The organism is Dactylosporangium sp. NPDC051485 (genome assembly GCF_040682015.1).
Classification (GTDB): domain Bacteria; phylum Actinomycetota; class Actinomycetes; order Mycobacteriales; family Micromonosporaceae; genus Dactylosporangium.
Genome location: NZ_JBFAZW010000123.1, coordinates 22,531 through 31,771, shown reverse-complemented (window position 1 = coordinate 31,771; position 9,241 = coordinate 22,531). Strand labels below are relative to the sequence as shown.

The window sequence follows — 9,241 nt, the reverse complement described above, 5'->3', positions numbered from 1 at the left end:
GGGTGGCCGACCTCGGCGCCGTGCGCGCCCGCCCCGCCCCTGCCCGTTAGCACCGGGTGCTGCTCACCGGCGGCACCGGGTTCATCGGCGCGCACCTGCTGGCCGAGCTGCTGTCCCGGCCGACGGTGCACGTCGTCTGCCTCGTCCGCGCCGCCGACGTGCCGGCCGCGCGCGAGCGGCTGCGGGCCGCGCTGCGGCACTATCGGCTCGCCGAGGCGCTGCCCCGCTTCGACTACGCGCTGGGGTACGGCCAGCTGCGCATCATCGCCGGCGACCTCGCGGCGCCGGAGCTCGGGCTGCCGCACGGCGTCTTCGTCCGCCTCGCGCACGAGGTCGACGCCGTGCTGCACGCCGGGGCACGCGTGAACTTCCTGACCGACTACGCGGGCCTGCGGGCCGACAACGTGCTCGGCACGCGCGAGCTGCTGCGCCTGGCCCTCACCGGCGACGGTTGCCGGCTGCACGTGCTGTCCAGCTTCAGCGTGTTCGGCGCCGACGAGCTCGCAGCGCACCGCGAGGCACCGATCGGCGAGGACCGCCTGCCCGACCCGGCGCGGCCGCCCGCCGACGGCTACAGCCGCTCCAAGCACGTCGTCGAGCACGTGCTCGAGGACTGCCGCCGCTACGGCCTCGACTCCGTCGTCTACCGGCTCGGCGAGATCTGGCCGCACAGCCGCACCGGCGTGGCCAACCCGGCCTCCATCGCGCACGCCCTGATCACCGCCGCCGCCCGCACCGGCATCGTCTTCCCCACCGCCGCCACCACCGACCACCTGCCCGTCGACCTGGTGGCCGGATACATCGCCAGCGCCGTCACCGGTCGCCGCCCGGCCGTCGACCGGGTCCACGTGCTGCGCCCCGGCCCGCTGCGCTTCGCCGACGTGTTCGACGCCCTCATCGACCGCGGCGCCGCCGAGCCGGACGGCTACCCGGCGTTCTGGGCCCGCCTGCACGATCTCCTCGAGCGCGACGGTGCCGACGACGCGCTGGTCCGCGCGGCGATGCTGCTGCCCGCCGCGCGTGGCGACGGCCCGGCCGCACCGGCCGCCCTCGACGCGATGTTCACCGACAGTTCACACCACTTCGCCGTCGCGCAGTTCACCAGCCATGCCCCGAGCATGGCGGCGCTGGTCACCCGCACCGCGCTGGACGACCTGACGCCATTCCTGGACGGGCTGGCGGACTCGGAGGCGGACGCCACCCTGGGAGCGCGACGATGAGCCGGGCCGCCCACGCGGGCGCCGCATCGGTGCGAGGATGCGGGCATGCTCGTGAATCCCGCGCTGTTGCTGGTGTTCCTCCTCGCGATCCTGCTCATCTGCATCACGCCCGGCCCGGACATGCTGTACATCGTCGCGACCTCGCTGAGCCAGGGCCCGCTCGCCGGGGTGGTCGCCTCGATCGGTATGGCCGTCGGGATGCTGGTGCACACGGTCGCGGTGACGCTCGGGCTCGCCGCGGTGCTGGCCGCCTCGCCGGTGCTCTACGAGGTGATCCGGTGGGGCGGGGCGGCGTACCTGGTCTTCATGGGCATCCAGGCGTGGCGGACCCGTTCGGAGCTCGCGGAGACGCCCGCGGCCGCGGACCCGGTGGCCACGCACCGGGTGCTGTGGCGGGCCACGGTCACCAACGTCCTCAACCCGAAGATCATCCTGTTCTACCTGGCGTTCCTGCCGCAGTTCGTCGACGCCGGACGCGGCCATCCCACGCTGCAGATGCTCGTCCTCGGCCTGACCTTCGTCGTGCTCGGCCTGCTGGTCGACTCGGTCATCGGGATCACCGCCGGGCGCCTCGGCCGGTGGCTGCGGCGGCGCCGGGGCGCCGGCACGATCCTCAACCGCATCGCCGGGACGGTCTTCATCGCGCTCGCGGTCCGGCTGGTGGTCTGACGTGCGCACCACCGCAACCCAACGACACCTGGAGCACAGCCATGCCCGAAACAGCAGAGCGCCACCCCGACGAGCCCGTGTTCGTGGTCGTGGTGAACCACGAGGAGCAGCATTCGGTCTGGCCCGCCGGGCGGGAGGTGCCCGCCGGCTGGCGGGAGACCGGCGTGCGGGGCACCCGCGCCGAGTGCCTCGCCCACATCGCGCAGGTCTGGACCGACCTGCGGCCGTTGAGCGTGCGCCGATGACCGGCCCCAGCCTCGAGGAGAAGCGGCGGGCGCTGCTCGAGCTGCGGTTGCGCCAGCGCCGGGCCGAGCAGGAACGGGTCGCCCCGGTGCCGCGCGACGGCGCGCTGGCGAGCTCCTTGCAGCAGGAGGGGCTGTGGTACCTGCACCAGCTGGACCCGGACTCGGCGGTGTACCACATCCCGCTGGCGCTGCGGCTGCGCGGCGCGCTCGACACCGGGGCGCTGCGCGAAGCACTGCGGCGGCTCGTGGCCCGGCACGAGAGCCTGCGCACCCGCTTCACCGCGGACGGCCGCCAGCTTGCCGACCCGCCGCCGTCCGACTGGCCGCTGCCGCTGACCGCGGTGCCCGAGGCCGGCGTCGAGGACTGGATCCGGGCCACGACCGACCGGCCGTTCGACCTGGCCGTCGCGCCGCTGCTGCGCACCGAGCTCGCCGAGGTCGGACCCGGCGACCACGTGCTGCTGCTGGTGCTGCACCACATCGTCGCCGACGGCTGGTCGCTGGGCATCCTGTGCGCCGAGCTGTCCGCGCTGCTGGCCGCCGGTGCGCAGGCCGGCTCGCTGGCCCCGCTGGACATCCAGCCCGCCGACCACGCCGCCTGGCAGCGCCGCCGGCTGTCCGGGGACACGCTCGAGGACCAGCTCGGCTACTGGCGGCGCACGCTGGAGGGCCTGGCGACGCTGGAGTTCCCGTCCGACCGGCCGCGGCCCGCCCAGCCGACCGGGGCCGGCGCGCTGCTGGCCCGGGCGCTGCCGGCCGGGCTCGCCGGACGCCTGCGCGCCCTCGCCGCCGCCGAGGGCGTGTCCTTCCTCGCCGTGCTGCTCGCCGGGTTCGTGACCGTGCTGCGGCGGCACACCGGCCAGGACGACATCGCCGTCGGCTCGGTCTTCTCGGGGCGCACCCGCTCCGAGATCGAGCCGCTGGTCGGGTTCTTCGCCAACACGCTCGTGCTGCGCACCAGCACGGCCGGCGATCCGGCCTTCCGTGAGCTGGTGCACCGCTGCCACGACACCGTGCTCGGCGCGTCCGCGCACCAGGAGGTGCCGTTCGGCCTCGTCGTCGACGCGCTGCAGCCCGAGCGGGTGCCCGGCCGCAACCCGCTGTTCCAGGTCAGCTTCACCCTGCAGGCCAAGGCCGTCACCGAGGCCGGGGTGAGCATCCCCGGCGTCGAGGTGCGCGCGCTGCCCCGCGAGGCGGCCAGCGCCCGCTTCGACCTGGCCGTCGCCGCCGAGGAGCGGCCCGGCGACGGCCTCGACATCACCGTCGAGTACTCCACCGAGCTGTTCGACGCCGGCCGCGTCGAGCGGCTCGTCGGGCACCTGGCCAGCGTGCTCGGCCGGGTCGCCGACGACCCCGGCGTGCGCATCGGCGACGTGGACGTGCTCCCGCCCGCCGAGCGCGACCAGGTGCTGCGCGCGTGGAATCCGGTGCCGGTACCGCGCCCCGGTCCCACGCTGCTGCACACCGTCTTCGCCGAGCGGGCCGCCGCGACGCCCGCGGCCACCGCCATGCGATTCGCCGGGGCCGAGCTGCGCTACGGCGCCCTCGACGCGCGCGCGAACCGGCTCGCCCACGCGCTGATCGCCGCCGGGGTCAAGCCCCGCAGTCACGTCGGCGTGCTGCTGGAGCGGGGGTTCGACCTGCCGGCCGCTCAGCTGGCGGTGCTCAAGACCGGCGGCGCCTGGGTGCCGCTGGACCCGCAGTACCCGCGCGACCGGCTCGCGTACCAGATCGCCGACGCCGGCATCGCGCTGGTGCTCACCACCGGCGATCTCGCCGACCGGCTGCCGGAGGGGGTCGCCACCGTCCGGCTCGACGCCGCGGCGGGCGAGGAGCAGCCCGCCACCGGACCCGACGTCGACGTGCGGCCCGAGGACACCGCCTACGTCATCTACACCTCGGGCTCGACCGGCCGGCCCAAGGGTGTGCTGGTGCCGCACCGGGCCGCCGTGCACTTCTGCCGCAACCTCGTCGAGCTGTTCGGCCTGGGCCCCGGCGACCGCGTGCTGCAGCTGGCCAACCCGACCTTCGACGTGAGCGTGTCGGACTTCTTCGCCACCTTCAGCGCCGGCGCGACCGTCGTCGGCGCGCCCCGGGCCACCCTGTTCGACCCCGACGGGCTGCAGGCGCTCATGCGCGACGAGCGGGTCACCTACGGCGACATCCCGCCGGCCGTGCTGCGGCTGCTCGACCCCGCGCCGCTGACCGACCTGCGGGTGCTGTTCATCGGCATGGAACCGTTCGGCGCCGAGCTGGTCAACCGCTGGGCGCGGCCCGGGCGGCAGTTCCACAACGGCTACGGCCCGACCGAGGTCACCATCACCTGCACCGACTACCGCTGCCCGGACGAGCCGCTCACCGCCGCCCCGCCGATCGGCCGGGCGATGGCCAACCACCGCGCCTACGTGCTCGACCCGCAGCTGCGTCCGGTGCCGGTCGGCGTGCCCGGCGAGCTGCACATGGCCGGCGCCGGCCTCGCCCACGGCTACCTCGGCCGGCCCGACCTGACCGCGGACAAGTTCCTGCCCGACCCGTTCGCCGCCGAGCCGGGCGAGCGCATGTACGCCACCGGCGACCTGGTCCGCTGGAACGCCGACGGCCAGCTGGAGTTCCTCGGCCGCACCGACCGGCAGGTGAAGCTGCGCGGGCTGCGCGTCGAGCTCGGCGAGGTCGAGCACGCCGTGAACGGCTTCCCCGGGGTCCGGCAGTGCACGGTGACGCTGCGGCAGGGCGGCACCGCACAGGCCCACCTCGCCGCCTACGTCGTCACCGACCCGCGGCACCCCGCCGACCTGGCCGCGCTGCGCGAGCACCTCGCCGAGCGGCTGCCGCTGCACATGGTCCCCGCCGTCCTGCACCCGCTCGACGCGCTGCCGCTGACCTCGTCCGGCAAGGTCGACGAGGCCCGGCTGCCCGCCCCCGCGGACCCGGCCGGGCACGCCGTGCGCCGCGCGCCGCGGACCGAGACCGAGCGGCGTCTGGCCGGGCTGTGGGCCGGGCTGCTCGGCACCGGCGAGGAGCAGATCGGCGCCGAGGACACGTTCTTCGGCCTCGGCGGCAACTCGATGCAGTCGATCCAGCTCATCGCCCGCATCCGCGACACGTTCGGCATCGCGCTGCTGCCGCGCCAGCTCTTCGACGCCGCCCGGCTGGAGCAGCTGGCCTCCCTTGTGGACGCCCAGCACGCGGCCGAGTCCCCGGCCGCGTCCCCGGCCGAGGACGATGACGAGATCGCCGCGCTGGAGGCGCTCCTGGCCCGCAAGCGCGCGGCCCGCGACGCGCGGCGCGGCCCGGACCGCATCCCCGCCGTCCCGCGCGGCGAGCCCCTGCCCTGCTCGCACCAGCAGGAGGGGCTGTGGCTGCTGCACCAGCTCGATCCGGACGCCGCGACCTACCACCTGCCGGTCGCCCTGCGCATCCGCGGCGCGTTCGAGCCCGCGAGGCTCGCCCGCGCGCTGGCCGCCGTGGTCGCCCGGCACGAGAGCCTGCGCACCCGGTTCGAGGAGCGCGACGGCGTCCCCGTCCAGCTCGTCGATCCGCCGCCGGCCACCTGGCCGCTGCCGGTGCAGGAGGTCACCGACGCCGAGCGGTGGCTGCACGACGGCGCCCGGGCCCCGTTCGACCTGCGCACCGGGCCGCTGCTGCGCACGAGTCTCGGCCGCCTCGCCGACGGCGACCACCTGCTGCTCATCGTCGTGCACCACATCATCGCCGACGGCTGGTCCATCGCCGTGCTCACCGACGAGGTGACGCGGGTGTACGCCGGGCATGCACTCGACCCCCTGGACCTCCAGCCCGCCGACCACGCCGCGTGGCAACGCCGGGGCGCCGGCGCCGGCGAGCGGCTCGAGGAGCACCTGGCCCACTGGCGGCGGACCCTCGAGGGCCTGCCCGACCTCGCGTTCCCGGCCGACCGGCCCCGCCCGGCCCGGCCCACGGGCGCGGGGGCCCAGCTGAGCGTGCGGCTGCCGGAAGGCCTCGGCGCCGCCGTCCGCGGGGTCGCCCGGCGCGAGCAGACGACGTTCCTGGCCGTCGCGCTGGCCGGCCTCGGCGTCGTCCTGCAGCGGTACACCGGCCAGGACGATCTCGCCATCGGGTCGGTCTTCTCCGGGCGCACCCGCTCCGAGCTGGAGCCGCTCGTCGGCTACTTCGCCAACGTCGTGGTGCTGCGGGCGGACACCTCGGGCCGGCCCACCTTCGCCGAGCTGGTCCGCCGCTGCCACGACACCGTGCTGGACGCGACCGCCCACCAGGACGTGCCGTTCGGCCTCGTGGTCGACGTGCTGCAGCCGGACCGGGTGCCCGGCCGCAACCCGCTGTTCCAGGTCGCCTTCAGCCTGCAGACGGCCGAGACCGCGGCGGCCGGGATCCGCCTCGGCGCGGCCACCGGCGACCCCGTCCCGGCCGGCACCGACAGCGCCCGCTTCGACCTGACCCTCGCGCTGGTCGACGGCCCCGCGGGCGAGCTCGACCTGGAGATCGAGTACGCCACCGAGCTCTTCGACGCCGAGCGCATCGCCCGGTTCACCGGGCACCTCACGACCGTGCTGCGCGCCGCGACCGAGGCGCCGGACACCCCGATCGACGCACTGCCGCTGCTCGGCACGGAGGAGCTGCGCACCGTCGTGCGGGACTGGAACCCGGCGCCGGTCGCCCGGCCCGGCGGCCTGCTGCACGAGCTGGCCGCCGCCCACGCGACCGCCCGGCCCGGCCATGCCGCGATGCGCCACGACGGCGCCGAGCTCACCTACGGCGAGCTCGAGCAGCGCGCGAACCGGCTCGCCCACGTCCTGGCCGGCGAGCACGGCATCGGTCCCGGGGACACCGTCGGCGTGCTGCTCGACCGCGGCCTCGACCAGCCGGTGGCCCAGGCGGCCGTGCTCAAGACCGGTGCGGCCTGGCTGCCGCTCGACCCGCGCAACCCGGCGGCGCGCCTGGCCTTCCAGCTCGCCGACGGCGCCGCCCCGGTCGCCGTCACCAGCACCGCCCTGGCCGGGCTGCTCCCGCCGGACCTGCCCCGGCTGAGTCTCGACGACCCGGCCACGCGGGACCGGCTGGCGGCGGCCCCGGCCGTGGCGCCGGTCGCCGACGTACGCCCGGACGACCTGGCCTACATCATGTACACCTCCGGCTCGACCGGGACGCCGAAGGGCGTGATGATCCCGCACCGGGCGGCCGTGCAGTTCGCGCAGAGCACCGCCGTGCGCTACGCGATCACCGAGCGGGACCGGCTGGCGCAGGTCGCCAACCCGGCGTTCGACGTGTCGATCTTCGACTTCTACGCGGCGTTCGCCGCCGGGGCCACCGTCGTCGGTGTGCCCCGCGACGCCCTGACCGATCCGGACGCCCTCGGCGCCGTGCTGCGCGACGAGCGGGTGACCGTGACGTACGTGCCGCCCGCGCTGCTGGGGCTCATGGACCCGGCGGTGCCGCAGGACCTGCGGCTGGTCATGGTCGCCGGCGAGACCTGCCCGGCGGAGCTGCCCGAGCGGTGGGCGGCGCCGCACCGGGAGTTCCGCAACGGCTGGGGCCCGACGGAGACGACCGTCATCAGCACCGACCACCCGTGCCCGCCCGGCCGCTACGAGGTGCGGCCGCCGATCGGCCGGCCGATGGACAACCAGCTCGTGTACGTGCTCGACGCCGGCCTTCGCCCGGTGCCGATCGGCGTGCCCGGCCAGCTGTACGTCGGCGGCGCCGGCCTGGCCCGCGGCTACGCCCGCCGGCCCGACCTCACCGCGGACCGGTTCGGCCCCGACCCGTTCAGCGCCGAGCCCGGCGCGCGCATGTACGCCACCGGCGACCTCGCCCGCTGGCGCGCCGACGGCACGCTGGAGTTCCTCGGCCGCGCCGACCGGCAGGTGCAGATCCGCGGCATGCGCATCGAACCGGGCGAGATCGAGCACGCCCTCGCCGACCGCGACGACATCCGCCAGGCGGTCGTGGTGGTCCGCGACCAGGACACCCCGAACGCCCGGCTGGTCGCGTACGCCGTGCCCGAGCCCGGCGCGGCCCCCGATCCCCCGGCCCTGCGCGACGCGCTCGCCGGGCAGCTGCCGCCGCACATGGTCCCCCGGCAGCTGGTGCTGCTGCCCGAACTGCCCCGCGACGGCAACGGCAAGATCGACCAGCGGCGGCTGCCGGACCCGGGCGAGGCGGCCGGGGCCGGGCACGTCCCGGCCGTCAGCGCCACCGAGCTGCGCCTGGCCGAGATCTGGGCCGCCGTGCTCGGCCTGCCGCCCGGGCGGGTCGGGGCCCACGACACGTTCTTCGACCTCGGCGGCAACTCGCTGCAGGCCGCGCAGCTCATCAGCCGTATCCGGCAGGCGACGGGCACGGCCCTGCACCCGCGGGAGCTGTTCGCCAACCCCACCCTGGAGCGGCTCGCCGCCCGCGTCGACGACGGCGGCGCCAGCCGCCCGGACGACTCGGCGCTGGTCCCGCTGCGCGCCGGGAACGATCGGGCGCCGCTGTTCCTCGTGCACGCCGTCGGCGGCACCGTCGGCCCATACGTGTCCCTCGCCGGGCGGTTGCGCACCGATCGAGCCGTGTACGGGCTGCAGGGCCGGGCCGGCGACGGCGGGGTGGCCGGGCTCGCCGCCGACTACACCGAGGCGATCCGCGGCGTGCAGCCGCACGGCCCGTACCATCTGGCCGGCTGGTCCTTCGGCGGGACGGTGGCCGTGGAGATCGCCCGGCGGCTGCGCGCGAGCGGGGAGCCGGTGGCGCCCGTGGCGCTCATCGACACCGGGGTGCCCGAGGCCGCGGCGGACCCGGACGAGGCCCAGCTGCGGGCCTGGTTCGCCGAGGAGCTGGCGGGGGCCGGCCTGGACCCCGCGGCGCTGGGCGACGAGCACGACGCCCGCTTCGCGGCGTTCGCGGTGAACCTGCGCGCGTTCCTGGCGCACCGGCCGGAGCCGTACGAGGGCCGCCTGGTGTACCTCGGCGCCGCTGAGCACGACCCGGACGCGGAGCGCTGGCGGGCCGTCGGCCCCGCGGGGTTCGCGCACCACACGGTCGGCGGCGACCACTACGCGGTGCTGCGCGCGCCGCAGGTGGACACCGTGGCCGGCATTCTCGACGACCTGCTGACCGAGCGCTGAGGAG

At 76.2% G+C, this 9,241-nt stretch carries 4 protein-coding genes; all 4 read left to right on the top strand.

The genetic code is table 11. From position 1 onward, the window contains the following. Window positions 1-56: 56 nt before the first annotated feature. The 4 genes from AB0M46_RS43565 to AB0M46_RS43550 are packed head-to-tail and all read left to right on the top strand — an operon-like array spanning window position 57 to window position 9,237. A complete protein-coding gene (locus AB0M46_RS43565) occupies window positions 57-1,220 on the top strand; it encodes a thioester reductase domain-containing protein (protein WP_363346087.1) in 1,164 nt (387 codons plus the stop codon). Between the two features lie 45 nt (window positions 1,221-1,265). After that, window positions 1,266-1,889, top strand: coding sequence for a LysE family translocator (locus AB0M46_RS43560; RefSeq protein WP_363346085.1), 624 nt, complete (start codon window positions 1,266-1,268; stop codon window positions 1,887-1,889). A gap of 41 nt (window positions 1,890-1,930) precedes the next feature. Beyond that, window positions 1,931-2,134: an MbtH family protein gene (locus AB0M46_RS43555; protein WP_363346083.1), complete on the top strand. Its 204-nt coding sequence runs from the start codon at window positions 1,931-1,933 to the stop codon at window positions 2,132-2,134. Further along, window positions 2,131-9,237: an amino acid adenylation domain-containing protein gene (locus AB0M46_RS43550; RefSeq protein WP_363346081.1), complete on the top strand. Its 7,107-nt coding sequence runs from the start codon at window positions 2,131-2,133 to the stop codon at window positions 9,235-9,237. Before AB0M46_RS43555 ends, AB0M46_RS43550 begins: the two co-directional genes overlap by 4 nt. Window positions 9,238-9,241: the final 4 nt, after the last annotated feature.